The sequence below is a fragment of the Leptospira wolffii serovar Khorat str. Khorat-H2 genome, assembly GCF_000306115.2.
Taxonomy (GTDB): Bacteria; Spirochaetota; Leptospiria; order Leptospirales; family Leptospiraceae; genus Leptospira_B; species Leptospira_B wolffii.
Window position 1 is genome coordinate 315,796 of the sequence record NZ_AKWX02000013.1, and the last position, 15,798, is coordinate 331,593.

The 15,798-nt window shown below is 43.7% G+C and carries 27 protein-coding genes; 4 read left to right on the forward strand and 23 right to left on the reverse strand.

Going from position 1 to position 15,798, the window contains the following annotated elements:
* Window positions 1–38: 38 nt before the first annotated feature.
* The gene (locus LEP1GSC061_RS11965; RefSeq protein ID WP_016545688.1) at window positions 39–275 is read left to right on the forward strand and encodes a helix-turn-helix domain-containing protein; all 237 of its coding nucleotides are present in this window, start codon (window positions 39–41) and stop codon (window positions 273–275) included.
* A 6-nt stretch (window positions 276–281) separates the two neighbouring features.
* On the opposite strand, the gene LEP1GSC061_RS11970 is transcribed toward LEP1GSC061_RS11965, so the two are convergent.
* The 15 genes from LEP1GSC061_RS11970 to LEP1GSC061_RS12040 all read right to left on the reverse strand — a co-directional run bounded on the left by LEP1GSC061_RS11970 (window position 282) and on the right by LEP1GSC061_RS12040 (window position 9,311).
* The gene (locus LEP1GSC061_RS11970; RefSeq protein ID WP_016545501.1) at window positions 282–614 is read right to left on the reverse strand and encodes a DUF3817 domain-containing protein; all 333 of its coding nucleotides are present in this window, start codon (window positions 612–614) and stop codon (window positions 282–284) included.
* Between the two features lies 1 nt (window position 615).
* A complete protein-coding gene (locus LEP1GSC061_RS11975) occupies window positions 616–1,083 on the reverse strand; it encodes a hypothetical protein (protein ID WP_016545589.1) in 468 nt (155 codons plus the stop codon).
* 237 nt (window positions 1,084–1,320) lie between these two features.
* On the reverse strand, window positions 1,321–2,847 hold the full coding sequence (locus LEP1GSC061_RS11980) for an MFS transporter (protein WP_016545658.1): 1,527 nt from the start codon (window positions 2,845–2,847) through the stop codon (window positions 1,321–1,323).
* 120 nt (window positions 2,848–2,967) lie between these two features.
* Window positions 2,968–3,450, reverse strand: a complete 483-nt coding sequence (locus tag LEP1GSC061_RS11985; protein ID WP_040508664.1) for an SRPBCC family protein — start codon at window positions 3,448–3,450, stop codon at window positions 2,968–2,970.
* 139 nt (window positions 3,451–3,589) lie between these two features.
* Window positions 3,590–4,102 (reverse strand): SRPBCC family protein, encoded by a 513-nt coding sequence (locus tag LEP1GSC061_RS11990; protein WP_016545475.1) that lies wholly within the window; start codon window positions 4,100–4,102, stop codon window positions 3,590–3,592.
* A gap of 44 nt (window positions 4,103–4,146) precedes the next feature.
* On the reverse strand, window positions 4,147–4,542 hold the full coding sequence (locus LEP1GSC061_RS11995) for a DoxX family protein (RefSeq protein WP_016545498.1): 396 nt from the start codon (window positions 4,540–4,542) through the stop codon (window positions 4,147–4,149).
* The gene (locus LEP1GSC061_RS12000; protein WP_040508587.1) at window positions 4,535–4,891 is read right to left on the reverse strand and encodes an ArsR/SmtB family transcription factor; all 357 of its coding nucleotides are present in this window, start codon (window positions 4,889–4,891) and stop codon (window positions 4,535–4,537) included. Before LEP1GSC061_RS12000 ends, LEP1GSC061_RS11995 begins: the two co-directional genes overlap by 8 nt.
* Window positions 4,892–5,145: 254 nt before the next feature.
* Complete coding sequence (locus LEP1GSC061_RS12005; RefSeq protein ID WP_016545674.1) at window positions 5,146–5,481, reverse strand: TM2 domain-containing protein; 336 nt, start codon at window positions 5,479–5,481, stop codon at window positions 5,146–5,148.
* A gap of 159 nt (window positions 5,482–5,640) precedes the next feature.
* Complete coding sequence (locus LEP1GSC061_RS12010) at window positions 5,641–6,000, reverse strand: 7(1) septoil knot domain-containing protein (protein WP_198014263.1); 360 nt, start codon at window positions 5,998–6,000, stop codon at window positions 5,641–5,643.
* A 144-nt stretch (window positions 6,001–6,144) separates the two neighbouring features.
* Window positions 6,145–6,519: an iron chaperone gene (locus LEP1GSC061_RS12015; RefSeq protein ID WP_016545486.1), complete on the reverse strand. Its 375-nt coding sequence runs from the start codon at window positions 6,517–6,519 to the stop codon at window positions 6,145–6,147.
* 78 nt (window positions 6,520–6,597) lie between these two features.
* Window positions 6,598–6,990 carry a hypothetical protein gene (locus tag LEP1GSC061_RS12020; protein ID WP_016545594.1) on the reverse strand — a complete coding sequence of 131 codons (393 nt, stop codon included), beginning with the start codon at window positions 6,988–6,990 and terminating at the stop codon, window positions 6,598–6,600.
* Window positions 6,991–7,054: 64 nt separating this feature from the next.
* On the reverse strand, window positions 7,055–7,873 hold the full coding sequence (locus LEP1GSC061_RS12025) for a lipoprotein (protein ID WP_016545754.1): 819 nt from the start codon (window positions 7,871–7,873) through the stop codon (window positions 7,055–7,057).
* A gap of 141 nt (window positions 7,874–8,014) precedes the next feature.
* On the reverse strand, window positions 8,015–8,515 hold the full coding sequence (locus tag LEP1GSC061_RS12030) for an SRPBCC family protein (protein WP_016545516.1): 501 nt from the start codon (window positions 8,513–8,515) through the stop codon (window positions 8,015–8,017).
* A gap of 8 nt (window positions 8,516–8,523) precedes the next feature.
* Complete coding sequence (locus LEP1GSC061_RS12035; RefSeq protein ID WP_016545577.1) at window positions 8,524–8,838, reverse strand: ArsR/SmtB family transcription factor; 315 nt, start codon at window positions 8,836–8,838, stop codon at window positions 8,524–8,526.
* A 62-nt stretch (window positions 8,839–8,900) separates the two neighbouring features.
* Window positions 8,901–9,311, reverse strand: coding sequence for a hypothetical protein (locus LEP1GSC061_RS12040; RefSeq protein ID WP_016545600.1), 411 nt, complete (start codon window positions 9,309–9,311; stop codon window positions 8,901–8,903).
* Window positions 9,312–9,620: 309 nt separating this feature from the next.
* On the opposite strand from LEP1GSC061_RS12040, the gene LEP1GSC061_RS12045 reads away from it, so the two are divergent.
* The 3 genes from LEP1GSC061_RS12045 (at window position 9,621) to LEP1GSC061_RS12055 (ending at window position 10,877) form a co-directional block, all read left to right on the forward strand.
* The gene (locus LEP1GSC061_RS12045) at window positions 9,621–9,926 is read left to right on the forward strand and encodes an ArsR/SmtB family transcription factor (protein ID WP_232218448.1); all 306 of its coding nucleotides are present in this window, start codon (window positions 9,621–9,623) and stop codon (window positions 9,924–9,926) included.
* Window positions 9,889–10,344 (forward strand): SRPBCC family protein, encoded by a 456-nt coding sequence (locus tag LEP1GSC061_RS12050; RefSeq protein ID WP_016545737.1) that lies wholly within the window; start codon window positions 9,889–9,891, stop codon window positions 10,342–10,344. Before LEP1GSC061_RS12045 ends, LEP1GSC061_RS12050 begins: the two co-directional genes overlap by 38 nt.
* Window positions 10,345–10,409: 65 nt before the next feature.
* Complete coding sequence (locus LEP1GSC061_RS12055; RefSeq protein WP_016545535.1) at window positions 10,410–10,877, forward strand: SRPBCC family protein; 468 nt, start codon at window positions 10,410–10,412, stop codon at window positions 10,875–10,877.
* Between the two features lie 59 nt (window positions 10,878–10,936).
* On the opposite strand, the gene tmpT is transcribed toward LEP1GSC061_RS12055, so the two are convergent.
* The 8 genes from tmpT to LEP1GSC061_RS12095 all read right to left on the reverse strand — a co-directional run bounded on the left by tmpT (window position 10,937) and on the right by LEP1GSC061_RS12095 (window position 15,668).
* Window positions 10,937–11,575 carry a thiopurine S-methyltransferase gene (gene tmpT, locus LEP1GSC061_RS12060; protein WP_016545618.1) on the reverse strand — a complete coding sequence of 213 codons (639 nt, stop codon included), beginning with the start codon at window positions 11,573–11,575 and terminating at the stop codon, window positions 10,937–10,939.
* Window positions 11,576–11,639: 64 nt separating this feature from the next.
* The gene (locus tag LEP1GSC061_RS12065) at window positions 11,640–12,110 is read right to left on the reverse strand and encodes a hypothetical protein (protein ID WP_156844549.1); all 471 of its coding nucleotides are present in this window, start codon (window positions 12,108–12,110) and stop codon (window positions 11,640–11,642) included.
* A 279-nt stretch (window positions 12,111–12,389) separates the two neighbouring features.
* The gene (locus LEP1GSC061_RS12070) at window positions 12,390–12,584 is read right to left on the reverse strand and encodes a hypothetical protein (protein WP_135701102.1); all 195 of its coding nucleotides are present in this window, start codon (window positions 12,582–12,584) and stop codon (window positions 12,390–12,392) included.
* Between the two features lie 293 nt (window positions 12,585–12,877).
* Entirely contained in the window at window positions 12,878–13,351 is a 474-nt protein-coding gene (locus tag LEP1GSC061_RS12075) for a hypothetical protein (protein WP_016545470.1), read from the reverse strand.
* A gap of 50 nt (window positions 13,352–13,401) precedes the next feature.
* Window positions 13,402–13,932 (reverse strand): hypothetical protein, encoded by a 531-nt coding sequence (locus LEP1GSC061_RS12080; protein ID WP_016545532.1) that lies wholly within the window; start codon window positions 13,930–13,932, stop codon window positions 13,402–13,404.
* Between the two features lie 87 nt (window positions 13,933–14,019).
* On the reverse strand, window positions 14,020–14,595 hold the full coding sequence (locus tag LEP1GSC061_RS12085; RefSeq protein ID WP_016545667.1) for a DUF4256 domain-containing protein: 576 nt from the start codon (window positions 14,593–14,595) through the stop codon (window positions 14,020–14,022).
* A 68-nt stretch (window positions 14,596–14,663) separates the two neighbouring features.
* Window positions 14,664–15,257, reverse strand: coding sequence for a YdeI/OmpD-associated family protein (locus tag LEP1GSC061_RS12090; RefSeq protein WP_016545461.1), 594 nt, complete (start codon window positions 15,255–15,257; stop codon window positions 14,664–14,666).
* 51 nt (window positions 15,258–15,308) lie between these two features.
* Window positions 15,309–15,668 carry a DUF2200 domain-containing protein gene (locus LEP1GSC061_RS12095; RefSeq protein ID WP_016545606.1) on the reverse strand — a complete coding sequence of 120 codons (360 nt, stop codon included), beginning with the start codon at window positions 15,666–15,668 and terminating at the stop codon, window positions 15,309–15,311.
* Window positions 15,669–15,798: the final 130 nt, after the last annotated feature.

Below are 15,798 nucleotides of genomic sequence, written 5' to 3' on the forward strand. Positions count from 1 at the left end.
CGAATCCTTTCTATGATCTTCCGAGACCGGAATCCGCCTTGAAGCATCATCGTAAGCAACACAAAAATTTCCTAAAATTACTCAAGGAAGCGAGACTAGAGGCGGGACTTTCCCAGACGGAAGTGGCGGACTCTATAGGTCACTGTCAGAGCTTCGTCTCCCGAATCGAATCGGGAGAACTGCGTTTGAAATTGGAGGATTTTCTGAAATTGTACCAGTTATACGGTAAACCCGCGACCCACTTTTTTCGGGCATTCACCGAAGAAACGGAATAGGCCGACTTATTCCGCCGGATTTTCTTCCGAAACCTCGGACTCCCACATAGGTTTTAGAACTTTATAATCTAAGAAAATAGTTCCGAAAGGAATCATGGAAGCCAAAAAGAGCTTCGCGGATAAGGTCCACTTCCATCTGTACTCGACGGCGGCTCCGAGCAAATTCATGCAAAAGAGCAGGAAGAATGCTCCGTGAATCGGCCCCAAGATTTGGACGAGTTCCGGCGATTCCCAAATTCTCTTTAAGGGCACGCCAATGAAAACGAGAATTATGAGAGAAAATCCTTCTAGAACCGAAAGTACTCGTAACCAACCCAATTTTGAAGTGAATAATCTCATTCTACGGTATCCTAAAAAGAGGTCTTGTAACGACGCTGATTATGGGCCAAGGGATTGCAACGACTATAAGAAATAAAGCACTAGTAAACCAAGATAGAACGATCCGATGTTTTCGATTTTGATCCGATTCTCTCTTGGCCTTTGCGGATCCGACGGTAAATATCACTACTGCCGAGAACATCACCAACGCGTGAAAAACGGAAAAGAAGGAAAGTTCGAGAGATGCGAAATTGTCCTTCGCATTGGTAAAGAAGGCTCTTACAAAAGGGCTTTTAAAATATACGATCAAACCCAAAACCAATTGCAGATGCAAAACCGAAGTGGTTATCAAATGCAAATGTCTAAGAAAACCGGAAGCAATCTCTTTCCGATAAATTAAAGCGAAGCAAGAAACTAAGAGGCAAAGCGCGAGTAGAACAAGCACGAGCCAACGATTATAAGAATGTAGGAACAGTAGTACAGTATACATTTCGTAGTTCCATCAATCGGACCGTCAAACAAATAGACGGGAGTCGATCAGCCGAACCTCCTCTGGATCGGAGAATAGGAAACGGCTCTATAAGAGCACCAAAAATTTAATCGAATCCTAGTATATAGGGACACTAAATCGTACAGACTCGGGTTCGGTCCGTTTTTCTATAGAAGTTTTACTTTCTTAGTAACACGTTGTCCGAACTCCGAATCATCTTATTTCGAAAAATAAAGATCAGGTACCTTCTTCTTTTCTCATATTCTTAAGTAATACCAGAACCGAAATCACAAGCAATCCGGTAAGAATCGCGCATATTAAGGATACCAATTGCATGGAATCCGTGAACGCTTCTTTGGCGGACAATAATAATGCGGCACCGAATTGGTCCGGCAATTCTTTCGCAAGAGCAACGGCCGCTCCCAGAGTGTTTTGGGCCGCATTCGTAGCTTCTTGGCTTGCACCGATCGCCACTACATCTTTCATTTGATTTCTGTACACCGCCGTTCCGATGCTTCCTAATACAGCAATTCCCAAGACCCCGCCGAATTCCGCTCCCGTCTCGGAAATAGAAGCCGCGGCGCCGGCTCTCTCGGGAGGAGCGGCAGCCACTATGATATCCGTTCCTAAGATTACAACCGCGCAGATTCCCAAAGAGAGAATAACGGATCCGACTACTATGTTCATGAGGCCGGACACCCCGTCTACCTGAGAATAGAGCCAGAGTCCTATGGCAGCCAGGACGAGCCCGCCGATTATGATATACACCGGACGAACTTTGCGAATGAGAACCGGAACTGTCAACGATCCAACTATGTTAGCTATAGCGGAAGGAATCGTCCAAAGCCCCGCTTGGAGAGGAGAAAGCCCCAGAACCAATTGAAGGTATTGAGCGATGAATAAGAATGTGCCGAGGGCTACGAAAATCGTAAGTGTATTCGCGATTAATGCCCCGCTAAATTGGGGAATACGGAATAAAGCCAGGTCGATCAAAGGATCCGCAAGAGTCTTTTGGCGACGTACGAATAGGACACCTACTCCGATTCCGGAAAGAATAGAGAGGATGCAGATGAGATCCCAGCCGGCTTCGGCGACTCTCTTAAAACCGTAGATGATCAAAAGAACCGAGGCCAATGATAAAATCGCGCTGAGTATGTCCAAATTTCCTGCATTCGGATCCTTGAACTCCGGCAAAAGCTTCGGTCCCACGATGAGTAAAAGTATCATCACCGGGACGCTAAGTAGAAATACGGAACCCCACCAAAAATGCTCGAGTAAAACTCCTCCCACCAAAGGGCCGATTGCACCGCCGAAAGAAAAGCTGGTTCCCCAGATCCCGATAGCCATGGTCCTCTCTTGATCGTCCAAAAACATATTACGAATCAAGGAAAGTGTCGAGGGCGCTAGAGTCGCTGCTGTAATACCGAGGAGAGCTCGTGTGGCAATGAGCATCTCCGAAGTGTTGGAGAATGCTGCAAGTACGGAAGCCACGCCGAATGCGGCGGCCCCGATCAATAATAGTTTTCTTCTTCCGATCCTATCCCCCAAGGTTCCCATAGTGACTAAGAACCCGGCGACTAAGAAACCGTAAATATCCACGATCCACAGAAGTTGGGAGCTGGAAGGTTTTAATGCGGCAGTAAGATGTGGAACCGCCAGATACAAAACCGTTAAATCCATCGCATATAACAAGCAAGGTAATGCGATCACTGCGAGGCCGATCCATTCTCGGTTCCCTGCTTTAGGAGGAGTATTCGTACTCATTTATATTCCTTTATTTTTCGAACGCTAACTAAATAATATATTTCAGACCCCGGACAAAAGCGCCCGGGGACCGCAAAAAAAGGACGTACGGATTCTTTTCTCCGCATCATCCTGTAGGAATCAAGCCATCTTCGTAAGGTATTCTTCCAGATGACTGAGGGTCTGATTCATGCCCTCCAGGGCTCCGTATTTCTCTATGACCTCGTCTCTAGCTTCCTTAGTTTTGAAAATAGAACGCATCACCAGTTCAGTTTTTCCACCCAGGTCCTTAAAAGTCACTGTGACGAAAAAATCTCCCGGATGATCCGTTTCATCCGAGCCGTGGGTATAAACTAATTTCTCAGGTTTTACCACTTCGATAAAGGCGATTCGATTCGGATAGTCCACGCCGTCAGGACCGTGCATGACGAATTTCCATACCCCTCCCGATCTTACGTCCATGGACTCGATTGTATTCGTAAATCCGTTCGGACCCCACCAATGGACCACATGATTCGGATCCGTCCAGGCCTTCCATACTAATTCCCTGGGCGCGTTCAAAAGCCTATAACCTACGATCTCACGATCGGAAGTGTCTTCGGCGGCTTTTAAATTCTCACTCATAATCGTTCTCCTACTCTGGTCCTTGGGTCGGAAAAAATACTCCCGCCGCATATTCTTAGAAACGATTCTTCGCTTCTTACGAAACGTATAGAAATATTCCGTCGGTTTCACTCCGAAGCGACTCCCACTTCCGATCGCCTTACGCGTTCTGGTATTCGTTTAACAATTTTTGAAGCTTATCGAAAGATTCGTTCCAACTTGCGCCGGTCATCTCCACTACTTCTCCCGGAGGCATTCCGGTATGAGTAAGAATCATTCGGGTCCTCCGGGAATCGACTTCTTCAAAGATGAGCGTGACCACTAATTCTTCCGGCCAATCCACTTCCATTCCGTAATAGGAAGCGGGAACCGCATTCCCCTTATCATCCGCAAAGCTGTCAGTAAATACTAGACGGGAAGGAGGAACGATTTCTCGGTATTCTCCCGTACTCCAATAGTCTTTACCATCCGGAGAACGTAAGGAGAAGTGATATCTTCCTCCGACCCGAAAGTCCATTTTACAAAACGGAGATGTGAAGTCTTTAGGACCCCACCAACGCATGAATAATTCCGGATCCGTCCAGGCTCGAAACACAAGTTCCCTCGGGGCCTCGAGAATTCTGTCGATTATGAGCTCCCCATTCTGCCCGAATCGAATTCCTTTAGTATCCATTTGTTTCTCCGATAAAGTACATTCTATTTTTATACTATTCTAAACTAACTCAAAATCCCTGCAAGCTTCCGATCCGCAGGTCTTGACCACCAGGAAAAAGCCGCGAAAACCAACATGACGAGCGGAGTGATGATGTGCGGAATTTCAAAACCGGAGATCGCATTGGATGCGGCAGCGGCGGTAAGATTGAATAGAATCCCCGCATACGCCCATTCTTTAAGAAGAGGCAAACGAGGAGCGATCAGAACGACGGCCCCCAGAATTTTCCAAATTCCTAAAATCGTTATGAAATAAAGAGGATAGCCTAGCTGCCCCATTCCGGAAATAACCTGGTCGTTTTTGATAATATAAATGATTCCCGCATAAAGATAATTCAGCGAAATCAAACTTGTGATGATCCAATACGCGATTTTCTTTATTCTTTCCTTTTTCTCACTCATTCTGATTCTCCTTCTTTTGTAACTCTCGTAGGTAATCTTCCAGTCGGTCCAATCTATCCTCCCACAATTTGCGGTATCGATCGATCCAAGCCGAAGCCTCCTGTAGAGGCCCCACTTCCAGCCTTGCGGGTCTCCACTGAGCTTCGCGACCCCGAGAGATTAAACCGGCTTTTTCCAAAACCTTCAAATGCTTCGTGATCGCGGGCAGGCTCATCGCGAACGGCTCGGCCAATTCTTTCACCGACCTCTCTCCATCCTTTAAGGACGCAAGAATCTGACGTCGGGTAGGATCGGCAAGTGCGGCGAATGTAGCGCTTAAGTGATCTGCAGTGGCAGAGAGCTGAACCATATAGTTAATTAACCATCTGGTAAAATAATAAAAACAAGATCTATAGTCAAGAGAAAAAGGGAGAAAAATTTTAGGATTCGGGGAGAAAGATTAGAAATGCCCCTGGGAAACAAGGGGATGTGGAGGAAAATGGGGGTAGAATGTAGTACCTTCTACCCCTAAATAAAACCTAAAAGAACGGGAAATTGCAATAACCCGCCGATTCCGGGCCAAATAGCAATTTTTGGGAACTTAGATTTGGCTAAGTGAGAAACCTAAGACTTTTTAATCAACGGGTTGCCTTTTCCATCCCTGTAGGAACCGGTAAGAATAAGGATAAAATCTACGACGGCCCAGATCCCACAGCAGCCAAAGGTTAATAATTGGGCGATACCGATCCCCGTATTACCCGTATAAAAACGATGAATTCCGAAAGTTCCTAAGAAGAAGCAAAGAAGAAGAGCGGTTAACCAGTCGGTTCCGGAGCCGAATGTGTCGGAAGAAAATTGGCGGACACCGCAGTTCGGACAAATCTCGGCGGCCTTCTTGATTATGGAGCCGCAGGTCTCGCAGTATTTCTCGTCGATTCCCTTCTCTTTTTGACCTGCCATAAAAACCTCGGTTTTCGGAATGTAGTCTCAAAAGAGACCAGCGCAAAAATAATTTCCACTTCGAAAAAAGGCATTCAAAAAATCGAATTCTTTATCATAAAATCGGAGTTTCGGTTAACCTCAAGTTCCCCGTTCTTAGCGATTTTGGGATAGAATTACTTAATAGAAAAGGTCCATTTTAGATCGATTTTTCCATCCCGCCTGACTGGAAGAATTCACGAAATACACTTTAATATCCGCCTGGCTTTCATGAGCCACGAAATAGATCTTAAACTTTGCCTGAGATTCGTAATTGGTAAAAAACCATTTACCGTCGTTTGCTCCCGCTTGGTTGGCATACTTGACCTTATAAACCTTCAAGTCCGCCTGGTTCTCATACTTCACTACGTAAACTTTTACGTCCGCCCGGCTGGAATGATTCTCGGAGAATACGCTCTGTCCGAAAATATTTCCGGAAACCGGAACAAAAAACATTAATAGCGAAAAGAGAATGGATTTCATATGCAGTCCTAATTTCATTATACTTTTTTTTAATACTATAAACCCGTTTTACTGTTCGGAAGACAAGAAATCGTTTTTGATTCCCTCAGAATCCGACAGGTTTTTGAAACCGAATCTGAATCAAACGAAAGAGCGAGAGGCATCCGAATGTTACAAGACCCGTTAAGCTTTCGCTCTCCTTTTTCCGGATTCGAAGTTCTCCTTTACCCTGAATTTGACGATCTTCCCGATCAATCCGAGCGGCAAAGGTTTTTCGATCGGGAATTGCACCGTTCCCTTGGAATTCTTGAAACCTTTCAGCTCTTCTTGGAAGACACGGATAGCTTTTGCGCCGGGATAGAATCCTATATGATTCTTGTACGCAGCAAAATGAACCAAATTTCCATAGAAATCGAATGTAGGGATTTGATAACTGATTTTTTCTTTCGCCTCCGGAGCATTCTTTCGAATGAAGGCCCGCAAACCTTCCAGAATTTCCTGAACGTCTTCCGGGAACGTGCTGATATAATGGTCGATATCTTTATAATCTGTCTTCATGGATTTTCGGGGTCCGATCCGGAACTTTTCGTATATCCGAATATTTCAATTTTTGAATTCCAGAATTTTATACTTTTTTTAAGCGAGAGCCAAGCACAAAATTGCAATCAAAAAAGTGATCGGAGTAAAGATCAAGGTCTCCATCCGGTTAAGAGCATTCAGATTTCCGATCGTATTTAACGAAAACAGGATCACCATGACCCACAATGTCATTCTCAGGATTCCGGGAGCTATCGGCGTTTTTATATATTCCTGTCTGGCAAGAACGACATAGATAAAGAGAAAATTCAATGCGAGAGAAATGAATTCGAACCAATACAGTTCTTCCTGTTTTTGAATGCGTCCTCCCCAAACCATATCGAGTGGGACCAGCCCGATTATGACGAACACATGAAATATCGTAACTAAGGAAAAGAGGAGCAACAAAACATTTCCGGCCATTCTTTTCGCTTTAGGATTTTTTAAGAACATATCACCATCACCTTTCTTTATATTCTTTCCATTCGATTCGAATCCGTTTCTCTATCAGCCTGAGTCAACGAAGGATCTCCTTGAATTCGAAATTCTCACACGCATCCAACCATCGAAAAAGCATTTCACTCTTTCCGAATTCGATCGATCTGGAAAAATATTTACAACCTAAAATCCATTCTCCTTGGAATATATAAATCGTCCCTATATTTTGTAATAAGGAAAAGTCCTGTGGGAACTGTGCTTCGGCGGATAATAGGATTTTTTCGGCCTTCTTCCAGTCCAAAGGATCTTTCGAAAGTTCCGAAAGAAAATCCGAGTAGAATCCCCCTAACCTCTCGTTCCCGGAAGCGTTCGTAAAGAATTCGTTTAACGGAGTTCGGACGAAATATCTTCGAGGAAATACGCTTCGAACAAGATGCTCTATCGAGGCATAAACCCCCGAACGAACGGTTTGAGAGGAGAAATGGCAGGAGTTTGATTCGAATTGGGACTCCGAGAGAATAGGGCTCGGCGCTTGGATGGGTTTATTACCGGAAGAAAAACGAAGAACGGAAGAAATGCGTAATATTCCCCTTCCTTTCATGCATTTCCTTGTTTCATTCAGCCTTAAGGAAATGCAGAATTCGTCGCGGTCTCCGTCGCAGGTCTCTACTTGCTGAAAGGCACCGATACGTTCGATCAGTATTGGAAGAGAATATACGGAAATCTTTTCCTTTCCGGTAATTTCTATACTTAGCTGTTCGGAAATCGTCCCGAGAAGGTAATTTCGAACCTTTGCGCTTTCCTTTGTATCCGGAAATAAATAAACGGTCACTCCGACCGGTCTGCATCCGGAGAGAAAAAATAAAATTCCGAGAAGAATTAAGAATTTATTTCTCATTTTTGAATACGAAGTTTCTCGTCTGGATTAAAAACTTCGTTTCGAGAATACTGGAAAGACATTTTTATCGTTTATTCTAAAGAATGCGATGAAGCCTTTTCTTCCGTAGTCCGATCGAATTATAGAGTGAAGACTTTCTACTTATCTTCCGATCTTTGACAAATAACTTTCCAGCTTATCGAATGTGCCGCCCCATCCTTCTTCCATGCCTTCCATAATAGAGTAAAAGGTTGCGGTTTCGCTTTCCGTAGAATTGATAGGTTCGCTCACTAAAGTGATTGTGGTGATTCCATTCTTTTCTTCTAGGCTGATTTTATTCAGAATTTCTTTCGGTAAATCCAAACCTTCGAAGGGCGGCTTGATGATGGTCCCATTCTTATCCGCAAAGGAATTGATCCAAGTGATCCGATTCGGCCTTTCGATTTCCTTGAATAGAAAAAGACCGTAATGTTCCTCATCCCCCTTCATCTTATAATGAAAAACCCCGTTTACCTTAAAATCCAATCGGATTACTTCGATCGAAACTCCGATTGGCCCCCACCATTCCGCCAAGGCATCCTCCGTAGAAAATGCCTGGAATACCAGCTCCTTGGGGGCTTGGAAAGATCTTTGAACTGAAAATTTTTGATTCGTCGTGCCCATACTGTCTCCTACTTCTTTTGAATCCGGTTAAGATACTTTTCCAGATCGTCGAATTTGCGATCCCAGAACTTTTTATATTGGGTCACCCAGGTTTCCACCTCGTTCAACTTACCCAATTTCGCAATGCAGTATCTTTCCCGACCCTGGCGTTTGATACTTATAAGACCACATTCGGAGAGAATCTTAATATGTTTCGAAATGGCCGGTCTGCTGATCTTGAAATTCTCCGCTACTGCATTCAAGTTCATCGGTTCCTTGGCGAGGAGACCGATGATTTGTCTCCTGGTCGGATCCGCGATGGCTTGGAATACGTCTCTACGCATGTTCGACCGCCATTATATATGTAACCGATCGGTTACACAAATACTTAAAGTTGAGGTTTGGATTATTTTTTTCTAAGGATTCTTCCTCCGAGATAGCTCGTAGGAAGATATGCGACCACAAGATCCAGTATGATAAACCAAATAGGCGCCGGTATCATGAATGCGCTCACTATTCCTCCCAGCAAGAAAAAGGCTCCTATCACCAAGGCGAGTTCCGACGTGTATCCGGCACTCATCCGTGCGGTTACTATAGCCCCGGCTAGAGTGCCGAGAGCATGAGCCAAAAACGGAAAGATAAAGTGCTCAGGCCGGAATAAATGGGCCGATGCCTTCAGGCCTTCCATAGTGGTCACATCTGCCCCTTCGGGAGGAGGAATAATATTCCCGCTGACGAGAACGATCCCCATATTCACGATGCTTCCGAAGACAAGCCCGGCGATAACGGCTAAGATATTTTGAATGATTGGATGCATACCCGATTCACCTCTTTCTTTAGGGAGGGACAATATAAGGCCGCTATTCAAAGGAAACAAGAAATTTCCAAGGATTCTCCGAAAGAAAAGATTACGGTTCTTTCGAAATCGATGTCCGAATAGCACCTAGAAAAGAAGAATCGACCGAATTCTTTTCCAAATTCTTCAAAAAAATACTCAACCCTTTGGTATAATAATTGACGAAAAAATCCCCGGTAATATTTATTCAACTAAATGGTTGGATTATTGAAAGCTGAGGAAAAGTTGGATCGGGTATTCGCCGCTCTATCGGACAGCTCTAGACGCCAAATGCTTGTTCATTTGCGGAAACGTTCGCTCACAATCTCTGAGTTGGCCGAACCTTTTTCCATGTCGTTTGCAGGGGTAGCCAAGCACATCGACGTGCTTACCTCGGCGGGTCTTGTACGCAAGGTGCGGGATCCAAATGACGGACGTAGTTTTAGATTGGAATTGCAGAATCGTTCCCTTTCCGAAGCAAGTGCGTGGCTCGCTTACCATCAGGAATTCTGGACCAACAAATTGGATAGATTAGAAGCATTTATAGAGGAGCAAGATCATGACCGAACCGGTCCTAAAACTAGAAAAAAAAATTAACGCCGATCCGACACGACTGTTTCGAGCCTGGTTAAACGCCGAAGATTTGTCGAAATGGTTTTTACCCGAAGACGCGGTCAATATTCAATCCGCTACTCTGGATCCTAGACCGGGTGGAAAATTTTTAATCAATATGGTCCTAAACGGCAAGGTTCTACCTCATGAAGGGGAATACAGAGAGATCAATGAACCGAAAAGACTGGTATTTACTTGGAAGTCTATCGCAACGGGCGGTCGCGATACTCTCGTAACGATAACTTTCGATTCTATTGCCGATCCTTCGAACAAAAAGCAGAAGCCGCAAACTCTTGTGACTTTGATTCATGAACGACTGACTAACGAAGAAATCGAATCGCATAGAAATGGATGGACCGGGATCCTGAACGGTTTGGAAATCCGAGAAGGGATTAAAGAATAGAATAACGTCTTTATCGGCAACGCCGTGAAAGAAGAAGAAAAACAACGTAGATAAAGGAGAATAAGATGAACGGAATATATCACAAAATAGGCATTCGCGCGGAAGCACCGAAAGTCATCCAAGCGCTTGCAACGAAAGACGGTTTAGCGGGATGGTGGACTAGACAAGTCGAGGGGGAATTCTCCGGAGGGACTTCGGGAGTTGGAGAATCCATCCGCTTCGACTTTGGACTGGCAGGTTTCGAAATGAAAGTGCAGGAACTTGCTCCCCAACGGGTCCTCTGGGAATGTACAGAAGGTCCGGAAGACTGGGTGGGATCCCATGTGGACTTCCAATTGACCCAAGGATCTTCTCCTGACGGAGCTAAGATGACACTAGTCCATTTTCGTCATCAAGATTGGAAAAACGAAAGCGAGTTCACCGCGCATTGCAGCATGAAATGGGCGACCTTTTTACTCAGTTTAAAAAGTTTAGTCGAGGCAGGCAAAGGCCAACCGGCTCCGGACGACCTAAAGATAGACGATTTCAATTAGGATTTACCGCGCGCATCTTTCCCGAAGATGCGCGTAATATTTCGAGCATTTTGTAAACCTTAAATCGACTTTAACTCCCAAACATTCTCTTTTGCAGGACATTGTCCTCGCAACCCACCCTGCACTTCCAAACTAGCCAATCGAGTAAGATGAAACTCGCTTTTATAATGCGATTCTATCTCTATTTGTGGGACCGAAAAAGGAGGGCCCGACATCACATTTTGATCGTAATCGTATGCAATCAATAACTGAGGAGCATGATCCGTGATTTTTACGAGATGTTTGGTATAAAGTATCCTAGTCTCGGGAGGAAGAGCAACTAGAGCCGCTCGATCGTAAACGGCGTCCACCTGTCCAAGAAGTTCCTTGGTCAAATGGAAGAAATCTCCGACATATATATCGAGACCCTCCGCGCTATACCGAACGAGTTTATCGACTTGAGAAATCTTAGGCGTAACCTTCAGCTCGGAAAACAATTGCCGAATGGCTAGATCGGCGAATTCGACACCAACCACACGAAATCCTTTGGATAATAGCCAAGCGATATCCAAAGTCTTACCACATAAGGGCAGAAAGATCCGATCTCCTTTTGTCAAAGCTATGCTTTCGAAATATTTAACTAAAAGAGGGTTCGCCTCGCTTTGATGAAATGCAATATTATTCTCTTTCCACCTTTGCTGCCAAAAATCTTCGTTCATTTTTTACCTCTATACTTCATTTCCGCTCCTTTAGACTTCGATCGGATGTTTCCGGTTCCTTCTTCTATTTTAATCTTTGTATATACAGAGTTAGCAGGATGAAATCCAAATAGATAAAACCGACACCCGCAAAATATAGAAATCGATTTACGAATTCAAATTGATATCCGGTTAAAACGATTGTAGCTACAAATAACGCTATAATTGCAAGATACCCGCCTACATAAAAATACGTTCCTCTGTCCGAGAATATTCTTCTCAAATTAGAGAAATAATCCTTATAAGACCTCTTTGCAATGATCAAAGATAAACCAGCAAAATATATAGAAGTCAGAAATACGTATCCTGTCGCAAAAATGATCATTTTCACAATGAGATCGAAGGAGACTTCTTTCTGATTCAGATCGATTCTGCTAAAAAGCGCAAAAAGCAGCGTGTAAATTATAGTAACAAACCAGCAGCCGGATACGAATACCGATACTTGCAGAAGAAGCTCTAAAAACGGGATTTTCGGCAGATCGCGATCTTCCGTCAACAGCAATATGGAGATAACCGCAAACGACAAAGATAATATAAGTAAGAGAAGTAGAATATAAAAAAGTGTGTCTGATGGATGCGTTTGCTCTTCGATTCCAAAGTAACTCGAAGGAATCAAAAAAACTTGATAAGCAAAATAGCAGAAGAACGCCGTTCTCGCAAACTGATTTTTTGCGATGCGTCGGAGAGTATCTATCGTATTATTCATTCTATTTGGCTACCTCAGGTGAATCGAAATGTTCTAATAAGGAAGCATATATACTAATCGAATCTTGGGCTAATCGGAAAAGTCTAAAGAAATAAATTTATAACGTTGTCCGTACGAACGAAAACCGTTGATCTCGCTATGAGTATCTATGACAAGTTCCTCGCCTAAAATATAACCCTGATACTTGACTGCGGCAGAAGGTATGCCCAACTCGGCCGCATAGCCGGAAATCTCGGTGCTAAAGACTATTTTGCTACCATCCACAGAATAAGTTCCCGACGAAATTCCAGATTTTTCTGCAGAAAACCAAGTCTTGATATCTTCCGGATTCCCGGTACTACTGACGCTAATCACGCGACCATCCCGATAGAATCTAAGGTAATACCAATAGTCAATATTCGGGGCAGAGCCAGGAGAACATCGATATACTCCAGTAAATTTAAGCCCGGAGTAGGATACATTGCGATCGGTAAGCGACTGGCAAGAAAAAAGTGTAATACTCCAAATGGATACTACGCAGAAAAGAAAAAGACGATATTTCATAAGACTCGATCGGATCAAAAGGACCTGCTGATCGAAATGGAAGCTCCAGCCAATGAACCGTTCAATCGAAAAGAAGTATTAGTGTCCATCGCTCTTTGAAAAAAATAATTCGTAAGTAGCATCGCCCCAAGCGTGCTCAAGACGACCGATTGCTGGATATCCGTATCTATTTGGCGATTTATGTGTCTCACATTGCTTGCCGCGTCTTGGTATACGTATATCGAAGCGGGCAAATTGCTAAAATTACCGGAAGAATAGCTTTCGGAACCTATCCAAAGCGCAAAATACTGCACTTTATGATTGTAATCCTGTTTAGAATTTTGCGAATAAATATGATGTCCGTAGGAAATCCCTCCAAGTAAGGCAAAGATACCGATTGCAAGCCTAAATCCTTGTCTCTCTTCCGCCTTCAATCTATCCTTTTCTGCATCGGCAAAAACATAGCTCGAAGAAGAGATTAAGAGAATTATAATAATGAACTTTCTCATTTGTCGTCCGAATGATTATTATTAAAGAAAGAATCCGATCTCAATGGATCTCATTGCAAATCCTTTTGAATAATAGCTTCGTCTGTTTCGTTATTTACGGCATTGATCAAGAGAATAGCCGTTTTATCGAAATCATTATACGACGCGTATAGAACGTACAAGTATACTTCCGATTTAGCATTGGAGAGAGTGTATCGAACGAGCACGTCTTGAAAATATAAGACTACTTTAAATTTTCCTTTCGGAATTACCAATTGATAGGTAAAAATATCCTCCAACTTGAAGGGGGTCTGCAAAAAATCCGTAAGAGATCCCAAAACGATATACCCGTATTCGTCGACTTTGGTGGGTAATTTCGGAAGCTTATACTTAATCTTATACCTTGTATTGATGATCGCTACCCCGCCGTCTCCTTCGGTCTCATGGATATTCTTTGCAAGCTTGACTACTTCATCCATTGTAGTCGGCACATAGGCTTTGAAATCGAAAGCCGGCTTGGGTTTCGGGGCTTCCTTGATCTCCGTCGACGAACAAGCGATTGCAAAGAGGGCAATTGCGATGGATACGGATATTCTTTTCATTGTATTCTCTATTAAAAGTTTCAAAAAGCGAAATATTGTCAAAGGAAATGCGGATTTTAAATCCCCAAACGATAGTGATCGGGAGAATCAGACGCGCAAGGAACCTCGAAAACCTCTAACGGCGTAGTAAGATTGCGCACCGTTATGGTAAACGAAGACGGTTCCGTAACGATAATCGGCAAAAAGGGCTCCGCCAAGCTTTCGAATCGAAGCGGGCGTCTCGATCCAACTCGAGGTTTTTGCGTCGAAATTTCCGAGGGACTGCAGTTCCCGATATTCCTCTTCCGTTAAAAGTTTGATCCCCATGGCCGAAGCCATATCGATCGCATTATCCTGAGGTTTATGCTCCTTTCTAGAGTCCAGAGCATCGCGATCGTAGCAGACGCTCCTTCTTCCTTTCGGAGTTTCTTCGGAACAATCGTAAAAAATGAATTCATTCGCCTTCTTATCGTAAGCGACTACATCCGGCTCACCGCCTGTCCTTTCCATTTCATTCAAGGACCATAGCTTTTTCGAGTTGTCTTCCAACTTCGCTTGTACGTCCGCCCAATGAATATCTTTGTGGCGGTCTTTATTTTTCTCGAAACGGACTTTCAAAACTTGGAGTAAATCTTCCTTCTCTTGCTTGGATAAGTCTTTCTTATTATTACCGGTTTTCTTCATTGGTCCTTTCCGATACGTTATACAATCCCGATTCGAAGTTGCGATCCGTTCACTTTAAAAAGAACGTATCAATCGTCCAATCCTTTACCATTAAGAATTTTACGTATGCATTTCTCGATCCGAGATTCTCGCGTCTTAGATTGCTTAGCGGAGGAGAAATGGAGAAGATACCCTCGCTGTCGTCCGGGAGTCAATGCGTCGAAAGCCGTTTTTAATCCCGGGACTTCATCCAGTTTGCTTAAGAATTCCTCCGGCACGGCGAATTCCGAACTCTTTTTGAAATTCACTTTCAAGCCGGACTCCTCCACCTTGATCGCTTCGGAAATATAAGTCTTTAAGACGGTTTTTAATTTAGTTATTTCCCGAACATCGGTGAATCGAATTTGGCGGGCAGATTGTACATTCTCGGTTTGTCTAATTAGAATCCCTTTAGGGTCTTTTAACAAAGCGCCCTTAAAAAATAGAAGCGCGCAATATTCTTTGAATCCGTGCATTAAGACTATATTATTCTTTCCGAGAGTGTAGCACGGCACCCCCCATTTCAATTCTTCGGTCAACTTGCATTCCAGAAGGATTCCCCTCAACTTCTCGAATTCTTTCCGCCAACTTTCGGCCTTTATTAAAAATACGTCTACCTTGGGATTTTTGTTAGTCTTTGCCATAAGTATCTTACTTCGTTTTAATCGCTACGCTCTGAAGTCGCCTGATACAATCTAATGAACGGACCCGCGCAATATTTTATCCATGGCTTTGCCTTTCGCTAACTCGTCGATTAATTTATCCAAATATCGGATTTTGCGCATAAGCTCGTCTTCAATTTCCTCTACACGATATCCGCAGATAACACCTCGGATCAGCGAAACGTTATCATTAATATGCGGGGCCTGTTCGAAAAATTCTTCGAAATTAACTTCTTTCTTAAGTTGTTTTTGAAATCCCTTCGCATCGTATCCCGTGAGCCAAAAGATGATTTTATCGACTTCCGCTTTGGTTCGCCCTTTCCTTTCGGCTTTTTGAACATACATGGGATAAACACTTGCAAAGGATGTCGTAAATATCCTATGTTTTTCCATTCGATTTCCATCCTTATCCCCGCCGGCCTGACTTAAGCTAAAACATGCGGCAACGCTTATGTGTATTCGCGGAACTTCTCTGAATGAGGGCTCAAAAAGTCCGTATATCCGCAAAAAACCCCACTTTTCA

What these genes read in the sequence shown, in the direction of transcription:
- LEP1GSC061_RS12005 (WP_016545674.1), bottom strand. Translation starts at nt 5,481, where the DNA reads ATGGCAGGTCAAAAAGAGAAGGGAATCGACGAGAAATACTGCGAGACC.
- LEP1GSC061_RS12000 (WP_040508587.1), bottom strand. Translation starts at nt 4,891, where the DNA reads ATGGTTCAGCTCTCTGCCACTGCAGATCACTTAAGCGCTACATTCGCC.
- LEP1GSC061_RS12095 (WP_016545606.1), bottom strand. Translation starts at nt 15,668, where the DNA reads ATGGAAAAACATAGGATATTTACGACATCCTTTGCAAGTGTTTATCCC.
- LEP1GSC061_RS12050 (WP_016545737.1), top strand. Translation starts at nt 9,889, where the DNA reads ATGACCGAACCGGTCCTAAAACTAGAAAAAAAAATTAACGCCGATCCG.
- LEP1GSC061_RS11990 (WP_016545475.1), bottom strand. Translation starts at nt 4,102, where the DNA reads ATGGATACTAAAGGAATTCGATTCGGGCAGAATGGGGAGCTCATAATC.
- LEP1GSC061_RS12025 (WP_016545754.1), bottom strand. Translation starts at nt 7,873, where the DNA reads ATGAGAAATAAATTCTTAATTCTTCTCGGAATTTTATTTTTTCTCTCC.
- LEP1GSC061_RS12090 (WP_016545461.1), bottom strand. Translation starts at nt 15,257, where the DNA reads ATGGCAAAGACTAACAAAAATCCCAAGGTAGACGTATTTTTAATAAAG.
- LEP1GSC061_RS12085 (WP_016545667.1), bottom strand. Translation starts at nt 14,595, where the DNA reads ATGAAGAAAACCGGTAATAATAAGAAAGACTTATCCAAGCAAGAGAAG.
- LEP1GSC061_RS12075 (WP_016545470.1), bottom strand. Translation starts at nt 13,351, where the DNA reads ATGAGAAAGTTCATTATTATAATTCTCTTAATCTCTTCTTCGAGCTAT.
- LEP1GSC061_RS12015 (WP_016545486.1), bottom strand. Translation starts at nt 6,519, where the DNA reads ATGAAGACAGATTATAAAGATATCGACCATTATATCAGCACGTTCCCG.
- LEP1GSC061_RS11975 (WP_016545589.1), bottom strand. Translation starts at nt 1,083, where the DNA reads ATGTATACTGTACTACTGTTCCTACATTCTTATAATCGTTGGCTCGTG.
- LEP1GSC061_RS11995 (WP_016545498.1), bottom strand. Translation starts at nt 4,542, where the DNA reads ATGAGTGAGAAAAAGGAAAGAATAAAGAAAATCGCGTATTGGATCATC.
- LEP1GSC061_RS11980 (WP_016545658.1), bottom strand. Translation starts at nt 2,847, where the DNA reads ATGAGTACGAATACTCCTCCTAAAGCAGGGAACCGAGAATGGATCGGC.
- LEP1GSC061_RS12055 (WP_016545535.1), top strand. Translation starts at nt 10,410, where the DNA reads ATGAACGGAATATATCACAAAATAGGCATTCGCGCGGAAGCACCGAAA.
- LEP1GSC061_RS12080 (WP_016545532.1), bottom strand. Translation starts at nt 13,932, where the DNA reads ATGAAAAGAATATCCGTATCCATCGCAATTGCCCTCTTTGCAATCGCT.
- LEP1GSC061_RS12040 (WP_016545600.1), bottom strand. Translation starts at nt 9,311, where the DNA reads ATGCATCCAATCATTCAAAATATCTTAGCCGTTATCGCCGGGCTTGTC.
- LEP1GSC061_RS12045 (WP_232218448.1), top strand. Translation starts at nt 9,621, where the DNA reads ATGCTTGTTCATTTGCGGAAACGTTCGCTCACAATCTCTGAGTTGGCC.
- LEP1GSC061_RS12035 (WP_016545577.1), bottom strand. Translation starts at nt 8,838, where the DNA reads ATGCGTAGAGACGTATTCCAAGCCATCGCGGATCCGACCAGGAGACAA.
- LEP1GSC061_RS11985 (WP_040508664.1), bottom strand. Translation starts at nt 3,450, where the DNA reads ATGAGTGAGAATTTAAAAGCCGCCGAAGACACTTCCGATCGTGAGATC.
- LEP1GSC061_RS12020 (WP_016545594.1), bottom strand. Translation starts at nt 6,990, where the DNA reads ATGTTCTTAAAAAATCCTAAAGCGAAAAGAATGGCCGGAAATGTTTTG.
- LEP1GSC061_RS12030 (WP_016545516.1), bottom strand. Translation starts at nt 8,515, where the DNA reads ATGGGCACGACGAATCAAAAATTTTCAGTTCAAAGATCTTTCCAAGCC.
- tmpT (WP_016545618.1), bottom strand. Translation starts at nt 11,575, where the DNA reads ATGAACGAAGATTTTTGGCAGCAAAGGTGGAAAGAGAATAATATTGCA.
- LEP1GSC061_RS12010 (WP_198014263.1), bottom strand. Translation starts at nt 6,000, where the DNA reads ATGAAATTAGGACTGCATATGAAATCCATTCTCTTTTCGCTATTAATG.
- LEP1GSC061_RS11970 (WP_016545501.1), bottom strand. Translation starts at nt 614, where the DNA reads ATGAGATTATTCACTTCAAAATTGGGTTGGTTACGAGTACTTTCGGTT.